This window comes from uncultured Gimesia sp. (assembly GCF_937919775.1).
Taxonomy (GTDB): Bacteria; Planctomycetota; Planctomycetia; order Planctomycetales; family Planctomycetaceae; genus Gimesia.
In genome coordinates this window covers 20,894-39,972 of sequence record NZ_CALFPF010000428.1, presented here as the reverse complement: position 1 = coordinate 39,972, position 19,079 = coordinate 20,894, and the positions used below count along the sequence as shown (strand labels likewise).

At 53.3% G+C, this 19,079-nt stretch carries 14 protein-coding genes; 8 read left to right on the top strand and 6 right to left on the bottom strand.

Features of this window, described 5'->3' with window-relative positions; all coding sequences use genetic code 11:
* From Q0294_RS11835 to Q0294_RS11825, 3 genes are all read left to right on the top strand, one after another.
* Positions 1–284: IclR family transcriptional regulator C-terminal domain-containing protein (locus Q0294_RS11835; RefSeq protein ID WP_299465263.1), on the top strand; the 284-nt coding region annotated here is incomplete at its 5' end.
* Positions 281–3,241, top strand: a complete 2,961-nt coding sequence (locus tag Q0294_RS11830) for a PSD1 and planctomycete cytochrome C domain-containing protein (protein ID WP_299465260.1) — start codon at positions 281–283, stop codon at positions 3,239–3,241. The genes Q0294_RS11835 and Q0294_RS11830, both read left to right, overlap by 4 nt.
* A gap of 20 nt (positions 3,242–3,261) precedes the next feature.
* The gene (locus tag Q0294_RS11825; protein WP_299465257.1) at positions 3,262–4,680 is read left to right on the top strand and encodes a DUF1501 domain-containing protein; all 1,419 of its coding nucleotides are present in this window, start codon (positions 3,262–3,264) and stop codon (positions 4,678–4,680) included.
* Between the two features lie 16 nt (positions 4,681–4,696).
* Here the strand turns inward: Q0294_RS11825 and Q0294_RS11820 are convergent, their stop codons facing one another.
* From Q0294_RS11820 to Q0294_RS11800, 5 genes are all read right to left on the bottom strand, one after another.
* Positions 4,697–6,013: a DUF1552 domain-containing protein gene (locus tag Q0294_RS11820; RefSeq protein ID WP_299465255.1), complete on the bottom strand. Its 1,317-nt coding sequence runs from the start codon at positions 6,011–6,013 to the stop codon at positions 4,697–4,699.
* A gap of 42 nt (positions 6,014–6,055) precedes the next feature.
* Positions 6,056–8,680 carry a DUF1588 domain-containing protein gene (locus Q0294_RS11815; RefSeq protein WP_299465252.1) on the bottom strand — a complete coding sequence of 875 codons (2,625 nt, stop codon included), beginning with the start codon at positions 8,678–8,680 and terminating at the stop codon, positions 6,056–6,058.
* 290 nt (positions 8,681–8,970) lie between these two features.
* On the bottom strand, positions 8,971–9,402 hold the full coding sequence (locus Q0294_RS11810; protein ID WP_299465249.1) for a hypothetical protein: 432 nt from the start codon (positions 9,400–9,402) through the stop codon (positions 8,971–8,973).
* 160 nt (positions 9,403–9,562) lie between these two features.
* Positions 9,563–10,444 (bottom strand): DUF1559 domain-containing protein, encoded by an 882-nt coding sequence (locus tag Q0294_RS11805; RefSeq protein ID WP_299465246.1) that lies wholly within the window; start codon positions 10,442–10,444, stop codon positions 9,563–9,565.
* A 140-nt stretch (positions 10,445–10,584) separates the two neighbouring features.
* Complete coding sequence (locus Q0294_RS11800; protein WP_299465244.1) at positions 10,585–11,283, bottom strand: GntR family transcriptional regulator; 699 nt, start codon at positions 11,281–11,283, stop codon at positions 10,585–10,587.
* Between the two features lie 297 nt (positions 11,284–11,580).
* On the opposite strand from Q0294_RS11800, the gene eutB reads away from it, so the two are divergent.
* From eutB to Q0294_RS11785, 3 genes are all read left to right on the top strand, one after another.
* Positions 11,581–13,893 carry an ethanolamine ammonia-lyase subunit EutB gene (gene eutB, locus Q0294_RS11795; RefSeq protein WP_299465241.1) on the top strand — a complete coding sequence of 771 codons (2,313 nt, stop codon included), beginning with the start codon at positions 11,581–11,583 and terminating at the stop codon, positions 13,891–13,893.
* Positions 13,894–14,051: 158 nt separating this feature from the next.
* Entirely contained in the window at positions 14,052–14,396 is a 345-nt protein-coding gene (locus tag Q0294_RS11790) for a hypothetical protein (protein ID WP_299465238.1), read from the top strand.
* Between the two features lie 257 nt (positions 14,397–14,653).
* Positions 14,654–15,109 (top strand): hypothetical protein, encoded by a 456-nt coding sequence (locus tag Q0294_RS11785; RefSeq protein ID WP_299465235.1) that lies wholly within the window; start codon positions 14,654–14,656, stop codon positions 15,107–15,109.
* 20 nt (positions 15,110–15,129) lie between these two features.
* On the opposite strand, the gene Q0294_RS11780 is transcribed toward Q0294_RS11785, so the two are convergent.
* Positions 15,130–16,128 (bottom strand): S1/P1 nuclease, encoded by a 999-nt coding sequence (locus tag Q0294_RS11780; protein ID WP_299465232.1) that lies wholly within the window; start codon positions 16,126–16,128, stop codon positions 15,130–15,132.
* Positions 16,129–16,383: 255 nt separating this feature from the next.
* On the opposite strand from Q0294_RS11780, the gene Q0294_RS11775 reads away from it, so the two are divergent.
* Both Q0294_RS11775 and Q0294_RS11770 read left to right on the top strand, forming a co-directional pair.
* Positions 16,384–17,574 (top strand): MFS transporter, encoded by a 1,191-nt coding sequence (locus Q0294_RS11775; RefSeq protein WP_299465229.1) that lies wholly within the window; start codon positions 16,384–16,386, stop codon positions 17,572–17,574.
* A gap of 676 nt (positions 17,575–18,250) precedes the next feature.
* Positions 18,251–19,069: an alpha/beta hydrolase gene (locus tag Q0294_RS11770; protein ID WP_299465226.1), complete on the top strand. Its 819-nt coding sequence runs from the start codon at positions 18,251–18,253 to the stop codon at positions 19,067–19,069.
* Positions 19,070–19,079: the final 10 nt, after the last annotated feature.

The following is a 19,079-nucleotide window of genomic DNA, read 5'->3' as shown; positions in this document are numbered from 1 at the left end:
ATCGGATACCGTTAACGGCGGATACGCCACACACGATTACAGAGCCGGAGGCCTTGAAGACGGAATGCGAGCGGATTCGCAGTCGAGGATACTCGACCGATTATGCGGAAGCCGATGAAGGTATTCACTGCGTCGCGGCACCCATTCTGGGGCCCAATGAGAATTTGCTCGCCGTCGTCTGGGTTTCGGCTCCGTCAAAACGTATGCCTAAGAGTATGTTTGCCAGTATCGGAAAACAGGTCCTGCAGTGTGCAGACGAGATTGCCGGGAGGCTGAGCCGATGAAAGCGATGTACATGTGGCGAACTCTATTGGGATGGCTGTTACTGATCGGCCCTGCATTCGCCGACGATAACGCATTTTTTCTTGAATCCGTCGAGCCGATTCTGAATCAACATTGTTATGAATGCCATTCCCATACCGCCGGTGTGATGGAGGGGGATCTGACGCTGGACTGGCAGAGCGGCTGGAAAACCGGCGGCAGTCGCGGTACTGCGATAGTGCCGGGCGATCCCGAAAAGAGTCTGTTAGTGAAAGCGGTGCGGCACAGTGATCCTGAGTTGAAAATGCCCGAGAAAAAACTCTCCGATCAGCAGATTGCGATTCTCGCACAGTGGGTCAAAAATGGCGCACACGATCCTCGCATCACTAAACCCGCGTCTGAGCCAATCGCGGACACCGACTGGTGGTCGTTAAAACCACTGGTGCGTCCCACAGTACCCGGCGATGGCACCGGAAATCCTATTGATGCATTCATTCACGCGCGCCTGCAACAGGAAGGATTAGCACCATCGCCGGAAGCGGATCGTCGCACCTTGATCCGTCGGCTCACGTTTGATTTGCACGGGCTGCAACCGACCGTCGAAGAGACCAAGGCCTTCATGGCAGACACAAGTCCCACTGCTTATGAAAGTCTCGTGGATCGACTGCTGGCATCGCCGCGCTATGGCGAACGCTGGGCTCGGCACTGGCTCGATACCGTACATTATGCTGACTCGCATGGGTTCGAGCACGACGTCTTTCGGCCGCACGCCTGGCGCTACCGCGATTATGTGATCGATCGATTCAACCGTGATACGCCGTGGCCGCAATTTATCAGGGAACAATTGGCAGCGGATTATTTTTATCCCAAGTCGACCGATTTGACCGTCGCGCTGGGGTTTCTCGGCGCGGGGCCATACGACCAGAGTGCCGCCGCTACGGCTCCCAAGTCGTTTGAATATCTTGACCGGGATGATCTGGTGACGCAGACAATGGGCGCTTTTGCCAGCACGACCGCGAATTGTGCCCGCTGTCATACGCATAAGTTTGATCCGATCACGCAAGCCGATTACTTCGCACTGCAGGCGGTATTCGCCGGGATAGGAAAGGGGGATCTTTCTTTTGACATGGATCAATCGGTCGCGACCCAGCGTGACCACTGGAAAACCATCCAGGCAGCGGCTCAGCAAAAAAACTCGAAGATCCTGTTGACACCAGAGAATCTGAAACTGGTCGCGGAATGGGAACAGTCCCGCGGTCCAATACCGCATTGGGTGCCTCTGCAGGCGGACGTTTTCCTGTCGACGAACGGAGCGGACCTGAAACGTCAGCCCGATGGCTCGATTCTCTCTACGGGACCGCCTCCTGATCAGGAAACGATTGTAGTAACAGCGGGGACTTCACTCTCAACTCTCACTGCAGTGCGACTGGATCTGTTGACGGACGACTCACTGCCTCACAAGGGGGCAGGGCGGGCGCACAACGGGAATCTGCATCTGACCGAGTTTGAATTGCGTGCCTTTACCGCCGATGCAGCGGAAGGGCAGGTCATTCCGATTCGTCAGGCGACGGCCGATTTTAATCAGGCAGGCTGGACCATTCAGCACGCCATTGATGGAAATCCGAAAACAGCCTGGGGCATTTATCCGAAAGTCGGCATCGGGCATCATGCGGTCTTCGAACTGGAAAGCCCGCTGATCATTGAACCTGGAACGCGGCTGGTTGTCACACTGAAACAACTGCATGGGGGAGCGCACATTATTGGGCGTTTCAAGTTAACGGCGACCGACGCACCGAATCTGAATGTGATCGCACTGCCCGCGGAGGTAGAAGCAGTGCTTGACACACCCGCAGCCACGCGAACACCCGAACAACAGACACAACTTGCGTCCGCCGTCTTGCAACATCACGCGGAACAGGAACTGCAGAAACTGCCTCCCTACGTGCAGGTTTACGCAGCCGCAGCAGAGGCCGCGAACGAGCGGGGGATGGTGAAATTCAGCACGCCGCGTGAGATTCGTCTGTTAGTACGAGGGGACCTGGAAAAGCCGCGCGACGTTGTTGGCCCGGGTGCTTTGACGGCTTTGTCTCCGTTGCCGGCCCGCTTTGATTTACCGCAATCGCATGCAGAATCGGCACGCCGGGCGGCACTCGCGGATTGGCTGGCTGATCCGCGAAACCCACTCACCTGGCGGAGTATCGCGAATCGGGTATGGCATTATCACTTTGGCAATGGGCTCTGCGATACGCCTAACGATTTCGGACGCATGGGTGGCACCCCCTCACATCCCGAACTACTCAACTGGCTGGCCAGTGAATTGCGTGACGGGAATGGCTCGCTGAAGCACCTGCATCGTCTGATCTGTAACAGTAAAACGTATCGGCAATCGTCGGCTTGCGGAGCTCCGTTAATGAAACGCGATCCGGAAAACCGATTGCTGGGCCGCATGTCTCGACAGCGACTTGATGCGGATAGTTTCCGGGATTCGGTTCTGTTAGTCGGTGGTCAACTCGATTTGACCATGGGCGGTCCCGGAGTCTCGCATTTTACGACGAGCCCCGGTCCGCAGGTGACGCCGGTCCTGCACTACGATCGGTACGACCTCGATAGTCCGGGCGCGCACAGGCGGAGCATCTATCGTGTTGTCTGGCGAGGGATTCCCGATCCGCTCATGGACGCGCTGGATTTTCCCGATCTCGGATTACTGGCGCCGACTCGCGGCTTTTCTGCTTCACCGCTGCAATCATTGGTTCTCTTGAACAATCGATTTGTCCTGCATCATGCACAGAAAATTGCAGAGCGGGCGAAAGCAGCAGAAACGAAAATACCTGACCAGATCAAACAGATTGTTTCGTGGTCCTGGTTGCGGGAGCCGACACCGGATGAGCTGGAAAAAATGACGCAACTGGCTGACGCACACGGACTGGAAGCCGTTGGTCGGCTGGTCCTGAACAGCAATGAGTTTCTTTTTGTTGAGTAACGGAGAGGGCAAGGGGACCGATGTTGAACCTACCAATTTCACGACGCGAACTTCTGACTCATTCGGGAGGCAGCTTTGGCGCGGCGGTACTCGCCTCGTGGCTGGGGCAGGAAGTGACGGCAGCACCTGTTTCCAACCTGAACGGCGGCTTGCATCATCCGGCGAAGGCGAAACGAGTCATTCAGTTGTTTATGAACGGCGGCGCGAGCCCGATGGACACGTTCGACTATAAACCGGAACTGGTGCGACTGCATGGTCAGATGCTGGGGCCCAAAGAAAAACCCGAAGGTTTCACTGCCGCAGCCGGTGCGGTGATGAAAAGTCCGTTCGAATTTGCTCAGCATGGTGAAACCGGCCGCTGGGTCAGCACGGTTTTTCCGCATCAGGCGAAGATCGTGGACGAACTGGCGTTTCTGATGGCGATGACGACCAAGACCAACGTGCATGGTCCCGCCAGTTATATGATGAATACCGGCTTTATGCTGCCCGGGTTTCCCTGTATGGGGGCCTGGATCTCTTATGCACTGGGTAATCTTGCGGATAATCTACCGACATTTGTAGTGCTACCGGATACGCGCGGTCTTCCTTACAACCAGAAAGGAAATTTCAGCTGCGGATTTCTGCCGGCCAAACATCAGGGAACCCTGGTCAATGCGACCAGCAAGACGCCGATCCCCAACCTGTTTGCCGATTCCCAGTATGCGTTCGCGCGGGAAAAAGCCGACAAAGACACCTTCGCGCTATTGCAGCAGTTGAATCGACAACATGCGGCCCCGCGTCCCGATGATACGCGTCTCGAAGCGCGAATCGCTGCGGGGGAACTCGCGGCAAAAATGCAATTGAGTGCGCCCGAAGCCTTCGATCTCACACGGGAGTCGAAAGAAACCCACACAGCTTATGGGCTGGATCAGAAAGTGACGGAAGATTTTGGCAGGCGTGCATTACTGGCGCGGCGTCTGCTGGAACGGGGGACGCGTTTCGTTCAGGTCTGGAGTGGTCCTCAAGGCGCGGTCAACAACTGGGACAATCACGGCAATATTCAAACCGAATTGCCTCCTATTGCAGCAAATGTCGACCAGCCGATTGCGGCACTATTTCGGGACCTGAAATCGCGTGGTCTGATCGAGGACACGCTCGTTGTCTGGACGACTGAATTCGGTCGGACACCGTTCGCGCAGGGAAGTCTGGGACGTGATCACAACCGAGGCACCTTTGTCACCTGGCTGGCGGGGGCAGGAGTCAAAGCGGGCGCCAGTTATGGGAAAAGTGATGAGCTTGGATACCAGACCGCAGAAGGCAAGACCTATTGTTATGATCTGCACGCGACCATTTTACATCTGCTGGGCATCGACCACCAGCGTCTGACTTATCGCACGGCTGGCATTGATCGCCGTTTGACTGACGTGCACGGTCATGTGGTGCATGAGATTCTTGCCTGACACGATTCATGCTGGTTCAAGTCTTGAGCCCGGCCAGTGTTCCCGTACTGGAACCAAAACGGTCGGCTTCGATACCCAGTCGCTGCAGCATACTGACATACAGGTTACAGAGCGGGGGATTGCTTTCGCGATTGAAGGCCAGGTGCTGGCCGTGCCGGAAGCCGCCGCCAGCCAGTAGAATTGGCAGGTTGGTGTTGTCGTGCGTATTGGCGTCCCCCATGTTGCTGCCATACAGGACCATCGTACTGTCGAGCAGACGACTCGATTCGTCTGGCACGCTCGCCAGAATTTGCAGTGACTTTCGTAACAGCGACATCTGACGGCGGTCTGCTTTTTCCAGTTGCGCCAGATGGTCGGCCCGCATGCCGTGATGGCTGAGCGAATGGTAGCCGGTCAAGCTTTTTTCTGTGTCCTGCAATTGAAAGACGGGGGTTGCAAACGCATCCACCATCAGCGTGACAATCCGGGTAGAATCCGATTGCAGCGCCAGTGTGGCCATGGTGAGCATCTGCTCGAACTTTTCGAACAGCAGCGCCCGGTCCACGATATCCTGCGGGAGTTCCCGGTCGGTTTTCGGTTTCGGACTCTGTTCCCACTCGCCGGCGGTCACCAGTCGCTGTTCGAGTTCACGTATCGATGTAAAATACTGGTCCAGACGTGCCCGATCATTGCGTCCCAGATTTCGGTTGAGCTGCTGAGTCGATTCCGCGACGGCGTCCAGAATACTGCCGCGCCGTTTGAGCTGATGCAGCCGCTGTTCGATCCTGGTTTCACTCCCCTGGATGAACATTTTTTTGAAGATGCTGGCCGGACTGTCTTCGGTTGGCAGAAGCACACCGTCGCGGGTCCAGGACAGGCTGCGGTTTGCCTTGTCGATATTAACGCCGAAATTCAGCGTACCGAAACGGGTTTGCCGGCCGAGATGTTCCGAAGCAAACTGATCGAGAGAAATCGTATTGCGGAAGCCGCTACTCGTGGGATGTCTGGCTCCGGTCAGAAAGCAGTTTTCGGTGGAGTGCCCCCCTTCACAGGACGGATGCGAAAGTCCGCTGAAGACTGTGAAATCGTTCGAAAACTCTTTGAGTTCCTGCAGGTAGGGTGAGAGCTGATATTTGGCTCCCGTCGTTTCAGGGAAAAATGGTTTTGGCAGGACACCCAGGTTGTTTGAAATGAGCAGCATCCGTCGCGGCTGCCTGTTTTCGCCCGATGCAGTGATTGACTTCTGAGTCATGCATTCCAGTAGTGGCAGGGCCAGCGTGACTCCTGCACCGCGCAGAAAACGGCGGCGGGAAAATCTTGTCGTCGATGGTGGCAGATTACAGTTTGCAGTCATGAAAATCTCATTGCTATCGTAATGGAATCTCTGGTTTCCGTTTTATTTTACTTGTTCAGAATTCGGGACTGTCGCCTGTAAGTCATCGGTGCCTAGGAAAATCCGGCTTTGAACCAAAGCGTGAACGAGGTCCCGTGTTCTATATCCATTTTCGCGGCATTGATCGAGGATCGCCTCAATTGCTGGCCGATCGGAGAACCGGACTGGTGTGCCCGTGGCATAGACCGTCATTTGCTGCAGCAGATTTCGGGCAAGTTGCCTGGGGTCTGACGTCAAAATCGTTTTCAATTCCTGAATATCGTGGAACTTCCGCCCATCTCTCAGCTGCGCACTGGCATCAACGGCGCCGGCAACATGGTACGTAAAGTTGTGACCGGCGCGGTCGATTCCGGTCACTTTCTCGCCACTGCCAAGACTGCGATAGCGGTTTCGCCATGCGCCCATGATGTCGAAGTTCTCCAGCGCGAAGCCCACCGGATCGAACCGAGCGTGACATGCGGCACAAACCGGGTCTTTCGTATGCCGGGCTAATTGTTCGCGAATCGTTGTGGCACCGCGGATGTCGGGTTCGACTGCGGGAACCGAGGTCGGCGGTGGTGGCGGTGGGTCGCCCATGATGCGTTCCATGATCCAGGCACCGCGCAGGACCGGTGAAGTTGTGGAACCATTGGCTGTGATTTTCATGATCGCCGCCTGTGTGAGCAATCCGCCGTAAGGGCTTGAGGCAGGAAGGTTGACGCGTCGCAGACCCGAACCGCTGACGGGTTTGAAATTATAGTGTCGCGCGAGTCGGTCATTGACGAATGCAAAGTCCGCATCAACCAGCGCCGTGATTGGCAGGTTATCGTGAATCATGGCCGTGATAAACGCACGCGTCTCTGCTTCCATCGATTCGATCAGGTAATCGTCGAAGCGGTATTCCGGGTAAAGTCGAACATCGGGTTCATCCCGGCGGACGTCTTTCAATGCAAGCCAGTAGTCGGTGAAATCCGTTATGAAGTTCTCAAACGAATTCGCTTCGATCAGGCGGTTGGTTTCTGCTTGCAACGTATCCGCATTGAGTAATTTGCCTTGTTCCGCTTGCGACAACAGTATGGCATCGGGGCGCGTATTGCTCAGAAAGTGAGACAGCCTCGCCGCAATGGCATACTGCCTGTTTGTGGAAGCGGGTTGAGGTTCCGGCAGGTACAGGAACTGACCCGAACAGAGAAACGCGCTGTAACCGGTCAGTAATGCTTCGGCCAGCGGTGCGCCGCTGTGGAGTTCGTCCAGCACAAGTCGTTCGTAAATCTTGATCACCTCAGCAGGCGTGGGTTGTCGCTGGGCCAGCTGAATGAATCGGTGCAACAGACGCACTGCGTCCTGTTCCGGTTTCTCAGAGATGAGTTCGACAGCCAGCTCGCCTTTCGTCGCAGGGCGAATGGCAAGGTCGTCAAATAAACGCTTGTGAGAGGGGGGCGGCCACGTTTCGGAATCGATCGGACCGGTAATCTCCAGCCATTGAAAGGCAATCCCCGGATGACCTCCCTCCGGCATGGGGGGGAAATCATAGTACAACGGCGCGTTGGGCGGATTGATCGCCCGCGGAACCGGCAGACCCAGCAGGCTGTACTCAAATGTCTCATTCTGTTTCAGACGAATCATCGTTTCATAAACGGCCACTTCCGGTTGAATGTCGAGCGTGTCGCCCGTGGCGCGAACGTCCCCCGAAACGTCGGGTCCCGAACGTTTCCGGGCGCGAAAGTTCATTGGAATCGAATCCCAGGCCGGTTTCAAACTGAAGTCCCGCATCTGGCGGACAGCGCGGGCGGAGAAACGGATGCGGTACGCGCCCGGTTCGACCGCTTTGAAAATGTCGGGATATCCGTAATACGGCCACGAGGCAGAACGGAAGATCGCCAGTTCTATTTCCGGGTCGTGTTTATTTTCTTTGCGCATACGCGACAGGTCTGCGCCTGAGAGCGGAATCATCTGCGAATGTTTTGCGTAAAACATCGCTTCGCGTTCACCGTATGTGTTCGCACTTTCAAACATGCGTGTGGCCGGCAACCGCTCGTGGACTGGCGGACGCGGTTTCACTCCCGAGGCAACCGCCTGTCGCAGCGCCATATCGGCGGCATCGAGATACGCGTCCAGCTGGATGCGGGAAATGTCGAGCGCTTCTGCGACTTTATTGCAGTGGAATTTTTCCCGATCCCCCGGCAGCATGTCACGAATATCAAGCTGCGGCAGTGCGAGCAGATCGCGCAGATTCTGTTCGTACTCACGACGGGTCAACCGACGCAGCGGGCCGCGTCCTTCCGCGAGAACTGCGGCATGGTCGGAATTATCAATCGCCGTTGCGAGCGTCTTGAGGAGCGATTGGCGATCCTCTTTCGGAAGATCGCTCGCATCGGGGGGCATTTCGCCTGCGGAGATGCGGTCGTGAATCTTGACCCAGCGCCGACGTACTTCTGCGTCATCCAGCTTCCAGGCGACGAGCGTCAAGTTCAACCCGCCTTCCGTGGTGTCAGCGTTGTGGCAGTCAATGCAGGTCTTTCGGATCATCTCTCCGACAACTGTCTCCGGCTTTAATACGGCAGTCTCCGCCGCAGCAAGTGGAGTACAGATAGTTAGCGTGATCAGAGTCAACAGATAAAGCTGCGAACGATTATGAAACCCTCGCATCAAATGTATGCTTTGCTGAAAACAACGGCAACCGTGCGTGAGCATACGGTTCATTGCTTCCCTGTTTAAGAATCTCGGACTGAGATTCAAATTTAAGCCCATCAGTCACTCCTTGGATTTCACAGTGCAACTGGCCAGGTGATCGTCGATATGCTGGTTTGGTTCTGGTTGCACTTCAACAGTCGCTTCACTTTACCAATATAAATCACCGGGAGAGATGATCCCATTGCGATCTTGTTTATTTTGTATGATTTACCAGTTCCGTTGATGAGCTGATCGGCAGGGACTGCCTACTTTCCAGTAACCAACGTAAAATCGTGCTTGTTGTCGGCTGGCTGAATCTGAACTTTCAATTCGGTTTTTCGATTATAATTTTCTGGAATAACACTCGCATATTCGTCAATCATACCAGTTCCAATCGTCTCAGGGACTTTCTTTCCGGTGGGCTTTTTGGAATCGATTTCTACTTTGTATTCCCCTGGAAATAGTCCTGCTGAGGATTCAATTTGGTAGAGCCCTTCGACAATTTTTCCTCCTGCAGCAACTCCCTTCCCCACTGGGATAAATGTAATCAACCCCGTGTCGAGCGGCTCCCCATTCACGGAAACGGTCCCGGCAATTGCAACTTTTCCATTACCGCTACTTGAACTAGAACACGCCGGCAGCGTGATTACGAGCAGAGAGAATACACACAGGCAGAGCAAGCGCTTTGGTATCATCATTTCTGGTCCTTTGAAGCCAGCGAGCCTGATCGACTAAGAGTCGGCTCGGTGTGGCGCTAAATTTATTTTATGGTTGAAGCATTCAGGGTGGCAGGAATGGAAAATCAGGAACCATTTCCTACCCACCGTTTTCAAATTGAGATCAAACGAAGCAAGCGTGCTAATACTCACCAATGACTTCGTTCCCGGCCATGCTGCTCAAATCTTGCCAGGTGCCAAGATCGATATTTTCAGAGACAAATCGGACCGCTCCGTCGCACATCAGAACGTGAACACCACCTACATGCATACTGCGCGATGCAACACTGGAACTTGTGCCGTTGCCTCCCGAACACGGCAAACGTCCCGGCTCGTTGATGCATAATACCGTAAGGTCTGGTGAACTGCTGTTTGGCCCGACGCGCGTCATCAGCGGATAGGCATCAGGCTCGTCATTCCAAATCCAGGCGCGATATTCTTTCGCAGTACTCACCGGCTTCAGCATTTCCATCATCGCCAGTGTATTGCTGGTTCCATCGGTCAGATCGCGGAATTTTGCTCCAAAGAAATTATTGAACGGGGATGCCTTACCTTGACTGATCCATGTATTTCTACCCCAGTTGACGCCATAATTTCCTTTAATACTTGCACCAGGATCTCCCCACAATGCCGCCGTGTCAAGAATGACTGCCTCTCGATCACTGGGACATTGCCAGGTTGGGATAGGTGCAGTCCGTACTGGTTTTAACGCGGTTGTCGGCCAGGATGAGTTGTGGTCATAAAGGTTATACAGGTTTGCCTGATCGATGTAGGGAAACAAAAACAAACAAAATGGGGTTCGTTTCGGTTGGCGATAGATCATGCCGGGGGGGAATCGGCTGTGGGCCTCGTGATAATTGTGTAAGGCCAAACCCAACTGCTTCAGATTGTTTTTACAACTCGAACGGCGAGCTGCCTCACGAGCCTGCTGTACGGCAGGTAATAACAGGGCAATCAAAATTGCAATAATGGCAATCACCACCAGTAACTCAATTAACGTAAATCCTCGATTCCGGCGTAACATGAGCGTCTCCTTTGAAAAAATGTCGTCTCAGCCCTGCATGTTGAATAAGATGAAAATGAGCGTCGACTGAATTGATCTGGATCACGAATTATCTATTTAAAAATAAAATAAACTCAGGTAGTTCAATCTTAAAAACTCGATCATGGCGACTCGGGGAGACCATGGATAAAAACACCTTCGATGGCACGGTTGCAGGTTGCTTCCAGATGACGCGACATTGCATTTCCCGCTGCGTCTTGATCTCGATGGATCAAAGCTTCCAAAATCTCTACATGTTCCGTAAGAATTTGGTCCGTGTATGGTCCCCAGTCTTTTAACAACACTCTGATCATATGCATCAGACGATCGTAACGATTCAGTTCCGCTTTCAGCCGGGAAATGCCGGATGCCTCGACAATGGCGATGTGTGTTCTTCTATCAATGTCAGAACAGAGTACACTCCAGTTTTCGTCGCGGCTGGCCTGCTGCAGCACTTTCGTTTCAGTAGCGAGTTGTTCGAGCAGTTTCAGGTCCGGGCAATCGCAGGCACAGCGTGCCGACTCCACTTCCAGGATTCTGCGGATGTGATAGATTTCGCGAATTTCGGGAATTCCCAGAGGGGCGACAACCGCTCCCCGGTTGGGGAATAATTCGACGACACCGATTCCCGTCAATTCCACAATCGCTTCCCGGACTGGAGTACTGCTCACTCCAAAATGATCCGCCAGATGTTGTACTTTTAAACGCGTTCCCGCCGGATACCCACCTGTAAAAATAGACAGTAGTATCTGACTGAAGATATCCAGCCTGAGTGATCCGACATTTAAACGATAAGGCGAAAGCGGGGCGGAAGTATTCATTGAAGTCATGGCCAACGTGAATTGTTGAAAAGAATGGAATTTAATTAGGACGGCTTTTCAGCCAACCTCAATTATAATGCATTATGCATAATATATAATATTTCATGGGTGTCAACAATGAACTTCGATATTTAAGTGTTTTAAATGAAACCATTCTTGCACTCCCTCAATTAATACTGGTCCCTATCGCTTTCAAAACGATACAATAAATGCAGTTGAACGATTTAATACATTGCGAATCAGGGAGTGCTGTCTCTGCATTCAAGGTTCGAAGGTTTTCAGACAGGATGCGAGACCATGCAGTTGAACCGACGTGATTTCGTGCAGGCGATGCTGGGCGGCCCTTTTGCCCTGACGCTTTCGCTGGCTCAGGCAAAAAGAGTGACTGCCGACGAAACTAACGGGGCTGGTATTTCGATTACTGAGGTTCGTGACGGCGAAGACCTCTTTGGGTACATTCGCCGCGTGAAGGGGGATTTCGATCCACAGCTTTATCGTCAACTACTCGGTGCGGCAAATGAGTTCAAAGAGGGGGATCAGATCATCGGCGTCGCAGCCGTGGATGAAACATCCCGGAGTCACGCGCGGACGCTGATCGAGCGAACCCGGATTTCAGACCTGAATGCCCATCCCGTCTTTGAGGACGAACTGCATCAATTGATCGTCGAGGGGCAGTCGCCTGATGCAACGGCACATTCCTCGAACCTGACTCTCGGTGAATTAAAACAACTGCTGCTGACAAAAAATGAAGCCACGATTAAACAGGTCTCTCAAGGGCTCTCCAGCGATGTGATCGGCTGTGTGGTCAAGTTGATGAGTCAGCGGGAACTGATCGCCGTCGGTTCCAAGATATTCAATACACTGCCGGGCAGCCGCATCGGGGCCCGGGGTTATCTGGGCGCACGCATTCAACCCAATTCGCCGACCGACAACCTGGACGACATCTTCTGGCAGGTCCTCGACGGCTGGTCTTATGCGGTGGGCGATGTGGTACTCGGGACGAATCCGGTTTCCAGCGAGCCTGAGTCGGTACGGGCGGTGGAACTGGTACTTCGCGATCTGCTGGTGACGTTTGGAATTCAAGACATCATGCCCCACTGTGTGCTGTCGCATATTGATGTGCAGGCGGAAGTGGAACGCCAGAGCCCCGGCAGTACGGCACTCTGGTTTCAAAGTATCGCGGGCAGTGATGACGCGAACAAAACGTTTGACATCAGCCTCAAAAAAATGCGTGATTATGCCCGTTCGCGCACGGGACAATATGCTTTGTACTTCGAAACCGGGCAGGGGGCCGACTTCACCAATGGGCACAGTCATGGTTTTGACATGGTTCTGCACGAGTCGCGTAAGTACGGTTTCGCCCGTGTATTGACGCACGAAGTCGCCGCAGCACAACAGGCCGCCGGTAAAACGCCTGCCCCCTGGGTGCATCTGAACGATGTCGCCGGCTTTATCGGGCCGGAAGTTTTTCGGACGCGCGAACAACTGGTCCGCTGCTGTCTGGAAGACATCGTGATGGGCAAACTGCACGGCCTGACGATTGGCCTGGATGTCTGTTCGACCCTGCACATGGACGTTTCGCTGGACGATTTAGACTGGTGTCTGGATCAGATCATGCCGGCCAATCCCGCCTACCTGATGGCGCTACCGACCAAGATCGACCCGATGCTCGGTTATCTGACGACCGGATTTCAGGATCATGTCCGCATTCGCGAGAAGTTTGGCACTCGTGTGAACGACCAGATGTGGTCCTTCTTTCAGATGCTGGCGGTGATCGACGAGAACGGTGCGCCGACAAAACACTTTGGCGACCCTAACTGGGTATATCTGCAGTATCGACGCAAGAAAGGGGATATGCGGAGTGACGAGGCCATTCTCCACGCCGGTCGCCAGCAGTTAGCCGAAGTGCGTAATCGGGGCGTGTTTATCGCGGAAGGGTATGGACAAAAACCTTCAGAGCTGGAACCTGCGCTGAAAATCGAAATCGACCAGATTTATCAGGACGCGAAAAAAAGCATCTGGGCTCAGCTGACTCCCGAGTTCGTCTCCCATGTGCCGGGGGTTGTGCCTGTCATGACCCGATCCACCGATCGGCTCGAATACATTCTGCATCCGACTTCCGGCGAACAGCTTTCACAAACCTCCGCAGAAAAAATTCGCCAGTTGCGCCACGGTTATGCGGAACAGTTCAATGTGCAAATCGTGATCTCCGATGGTTTGAATGCGCTGTCGATTATGGATGAAGGTCATCTGGAACCGTTTCTCACAGAACTCAGGCAGCAGTTGCAGGCGACCGGTTATGCTTCGGCGGAACGAAATATCGTCGTGCAGTCGGGACGGGTCCGCGCGGGGTATCGGATCGGCGAATTACTCTTTGGCGGTCTCTCGGGTAACCGCGCGATTCTGCACATCATCGGCGAACGCCCGGGCACGGGACATCATACATTCTCAGTTTATATGACCTCACCCCCCGGATCGGTGTGGCTTCAACCCGGTCAGGTCGATCACAATATCACCAGAGTGGTTTCCGGCATCGCTGCTACTGCGCTCAAACCAAATAAAGCAGCCCGCGATACCGTGCGGATTCTGCAGCAGATGAATTCAGGGTGATGAAGCACGATCATTAATATTTGCAGATTGACAAACGCAGTGTCATTCAGATAGGGTTGCAGAATGCGGGAAACATAGATGTCCTTGGATAATCGGCAAAAGAATAGAACGAAACGGAAAGAGCGGGTGCTGAATCACTTCAACCTTAGGAATCAGTAATGAATGAAATATGGATTTTGCTGAATGTATTTCTTCCGTTCCTGGTAATGATCTCATTGTGGTCTTTATTCGGAATGGGACGTAGTAAAATCTGCCCGAACTGCAGCGAGCCGTTCCCGCAATTTCAGTCTCCCTTTACGAAAACCAGACGCCAGTGGATGGTCGGGGGTTATCGCTGTCTGAACTGCGGCTGCGAGACGGATCTTGCTGGCAGGAAAGTGCATTCCGGTATTATCCCGCAACAGCAATCAGTTGTGATTGGTCTCGGGCTGCTGGCCTTAATCCTGGTCGCGATTCTCGCCCTCGCCTTTCTTCCGCTGCTGATGATGGTAAACCGACTCTGATCAGAATACTTCCCGTTTCACTTCGCCTTTGATTCGTGCTGCCAGCTGTCATCCCTGTGGAACCGCATTTTGATCTCTAGAGACTTTCAGGCATTTCCAGCCTCACTTCACATACCCTTCATACTGATTTCATAAATCAAGTTTCTATTCTCCTATGTTTAACCTGTGACTAAAATTCGAACTATCCTGCGATGTCTGCTGGTTATGACTGGCTGGCGATCAGGAAATATGTTTGATCTGAATCAAGGGAGAGCAAAATGAAACAGGTGATTCTATTCATCATGGTTCTGGTTTGGGGCACGACCGCATTTTCTGCAGAACCCGCTCCGGAAGAAGATTATTCACTGGTGGAAGGGAAATGGATGCGGAACATTCAGGATGGAAAAGGGGCGCCGGTCAGAATCGAGCAGGAGTTAGACCAGAAAATATCAAAGGTCAACGTTTATGACAGAAACGGCAAACTGGTTCATGCACAGCAGGCAAAGTATCGTCTGCAGCGGGTCGATGATTTAAAGTTGCTCATATATTATGAGTTAGAGGTTTTGGAAGGCGCGAAAAAAGGTTTCAAGTCACAGACCGTGCAGCCGTGCGTCTACCGGTTGAGAGGGGATCAGTTGATTGTCGTGGAGGGAATGGTGAAGGGGGATGACTTTCCTTCGCTGATGGTCGTCTGGTGGAAGATCAAACAACCGAAAGCCCCGCCGGAAACGTAAACGGGACGATGGCCACCATATTACTGTACGCTTTTAATAACTTCTGCCAGCCGCCAGCCTGACTGGGCGGCGCGTTTCACTGCAAGCGTGCCTGCTTTCTGATAGTAGGCTGCCGGCAGCGACGGAAATTTCTTCAGTTCGCTTCGATCAGAATCGCTCTGTTTGACGGATTCCAGAATCGGTGGTGTGTAAACATCGCTTTTTGCCAGAGCGTGGCTTTCATCGATCCAGGCGGAGAAGTTCATCTGCTGCGCCGCATGCTCGCCGAGTTGCTTCATCGCCGGATCACGGGCGATGCCGACCGCCTGACCGACAATGTCCGAGTACTTGAAACTGTTTCCCAGTAAACCGTCCCACTGCGAATGCAGATTGGATTTGCCGATCCGGATACTGTTGCCGCCCCGGTCACCTTCGGGGAACGTCTGTTTCGTAAACAGGGCGGACGAGTGCAATGGCTGATGACTGTCGCCGGTCAAGTGCATGATCCAGCAGAGATAAACGGCTTTGTCGGGCTGACTGACGGCAGGGTTTTTCATCTGTGCCACACAATATTCCAGCGCCTGTAGAATATTAAACTGCAGGCGATCGTCCCCTGCTTTAATTGAGGTCGCGATATTCGCGGGCAGTGCACGACTCAATACTTGTTCCGACGCGAGATCAAGATAAATCGGCTGGTTGATGTAATGCCATGTGCTGTGATGATACTTTTCACGGTTGGTTTCATCAAAACTGCGGGTGATATCCGGCCAGGTGGCAGCACGCATGAAGATCCAGCGGTTCTGGATTTCCGGACTCGCTGTTTTGATGACGTCCGGCATTCCCGACTGAAAATCTTGCTCAAACCGGGGATGCTGCTTCAGCAATTCCACCATTGCTGCCTGAACCGCGGGTTCCAGTTGATCATAAGCGATGGATGCAATGATCCTGTGCCCGGCAAAGTTCCAGGCCTGGACGGGGAGTTGCGCAAACAGGAGTGCCGAGAAGGTCAGGGCGGCAGTCAGCAGGGAAAATCGTTTCACGATCTATCGCACCTTTCGAGTAATCAGCGGTCGCAGAGAAATATATTCGAAATATCGCTTTATCTGCGGGGCAATTCAAGCGGGCCACAGAGGCGTTAATTCAAAATTCATAAAACGGTGCGATGATCTTGGCAGTTGTGAATGTGGGTTCCTAGGCTGGAAGTTGAGCTTAAGTTATAATCGCCACCACGTAAAACGACATTGCGGCCGCAGGTGATTGACTGACACTCTACACAAATGGTGAGAAATGCCTTGATGCCACAAACGACTGAGCCCGCGCCCACGTCTCACCAGAGTCTGCCTCGCAACGTCAAGCTGCTTGGCTGGGCAAGCTGTCTGAACGATATCGCCAGCGAGATGATCTTCCCGCTGTTGCCGCAGTTCCTGATCACGGTGCTGGGAGGCAACCGCTTTTACTTAGGGATCATCGAAGGTGTGGCCGAGTCTGCCTCCAGTCTTCTAAAACTAGGATCAGGGGCCTGGACGGACCGCGCTGGCAAACGCAGAGGTTTCGTGATCTTCGGCTATGCACTGGCTGCCGTTTCACGCCCCGTCATCGGAACTGTGACCGCTCCGTGGCAGTTGTTTTTTGCCCGCACCGCTGACCGGGTCGGCAAGGGGATCCGCACATCACCGCGCGATGCCTTAATAGCCGATTCGACCACTCCGGACTTTCGAGGCCGTGCGTTTGGTTTTCATCGGGCGATGGACAACCTGGGGGCCGCCGTGGGGCCGCTCCTGGCAACCGCGTTCCTCTGGTTCTGGCCGGGTGAACTCAGAATGCTTTTCCTGCTGACACTGCTGCCGGGATTGATCGTCGTAGGAATGCTGGTGATGGGGCTGCAAGAAACCGTAGCGACCGAACAGACAGAAACACGTTTCCAACTGTCGCTCAAGCCTTTTGACCGCAATTTTCGGTTGTATCTACTGACACTCCTAGTTTTCACGCTGGGCAATTCGAGTGATGCTTTTCTGCTGATCCGGGCCGGGGAACTCGGTGTGCCTACGACCTTCTTGCCGCTGCTCTGGTTTGTGTTTCACATCGTCAAAAGCGGCGGCAATCTGCTGGTGGGCAAGTTTGTGGATCGAATCGGCCCTCGCAAGCCTATGTTCATCGGCTGGTTTATTTATGCGGGCGTCTACATCGCCTTCGGTCTGGCAACAGCCGCCTGGCACGCCTGGGCGCTCTTCCTGGCTTATGGCGTGTTCTATGCCTTCACTGAACCGGCGGAGAAAACCTTCGTGGCCAATCTCGTCAGCCCGGAGCGAAAAGGGCTGGCGTTCGGCTGGTACAACTTTTCGATTGGAGTGGCCGCCTTGCCATCCAGTCTGATTTTCGGGGCGTTGTACCAGGAGTTCGGTCCGCTGGTTGCGTTTGGCTGGGGAGCAGGATTAGCGTTGATTGCGGCCTGTCTGCTTACGGCAGTCAAACCGCCGACGAAGTAAGAAACTCTCAGGATTTGTGCTGTTTTTCAGACTTTGGGGCGGTTTAAGCGAATAGCCACCCAAAAAAAATCCCCCCACTTTACAGAGAAAGCGGAGGGATTATCGTTGTGGCTATTATGTCTTGAGCAGTTTATTTCTTCTTAGCGCCTTTGCCTTTGGCAGCTGGTTTGCCGGCACCGGTTGCTGGTGTGCTTGGTTGTTTCTTGGCATCTTGCCCAATCTTGTTAGACTTAGCCATCACTCAATCTCCAAAAAATGAAGTTACTTTAAACACGTATGCTACCCTGCATCCGTAGATTTATATTATCAATATATGGAAATTCGCAAATATCAAAGTGCCAGTAATTGTATGAAATTTGATAAAATTGTTTAAATATTTTGAAGTAACATCTTGATACTTGTCTCGCCGACATCAGAACAGAATGTGTCCACGAGGGATAGGCGTTGGTCCTTCAGGTGGGGGCGTTTCCAGTGTCGCCATGTTCCCAGCAACCTGACCCGCAGGCGTGGTCTGTACTGCGGCTGGTGTTTTTCAGAGGGGCGTATGACTATAATAGAGGCGAGATTTGAACGGGAATTTGCCTGCAGACGGAAAGACTTTTCGATGAGAAATCGCTGCTGTTTGAGCCAGTTTCTGGTTTTATTGCTGATGTTCGTCCCTGTCAGGAGCTTTGCTATGGAATCATTTCAGCGCATCAATGATATCCAGTATGCCACGGTTGAAAACCAGCCGCTGCTGCTGGATCTGTATCTGCCTCAATCGAAAAAGAACCCGCCGCTTCTCGTCTGGGTTCACGGCGGTGCCTGGCGGGCCGGTTCCAAATCACCGATGCCGTTGATCTCACTGGTACAACATGGATTTGCCGTTGCCAGCGTCGATTATCGTCTCTCGCCCGTTGCAAAATTTCCGGCGCAAATTCATGACATCAAAGCGGCAATCCGTTTTCTGCGCGGCTCGGCAGCGAAGTTTGGTTATGATGCGAAGAAGATCGGCATCCTCGGTTCGTCAGCCGGCGGTCATCTCGTGGCGTTGACGGGAGTATCGAACCAGCATCAGAAGCTGGAGGGGGATCTGGGTGAGTTCGATCAGGAATCTTCGAGTGTGCAGGCGATTGTCGATTATTATGGTCCGACGAACTTCATGACGATTCTCGATCAGTCGACTCCGCATGGATTGAGTGTGCGTGTACCTGCCCTGGAGTTATTACTCGGAGATCGTCCGGAGAAAAAAGAGGAATTGGCCCGACTGGCCAGTCCGGTGTTTCACGTCGATACAAGTGATCCTCCACTGCTGCTGATTCACGGTGATCAGGATCCGCAGGTGCCCATCAATCAGTCGCATGAGCTGCAAGGCGAGTACAAAAAACACAATCTCGATGTCACATTTGAAGTCATTCATGGCGGTGCGCATGGCGGGCCGGAATTTTTTGACGACGAACGAAACGCACTCGTCGAAGTTTTCCTGCGAAAACATCTCATCAGCGAATCACCCTGAAATTAACCTG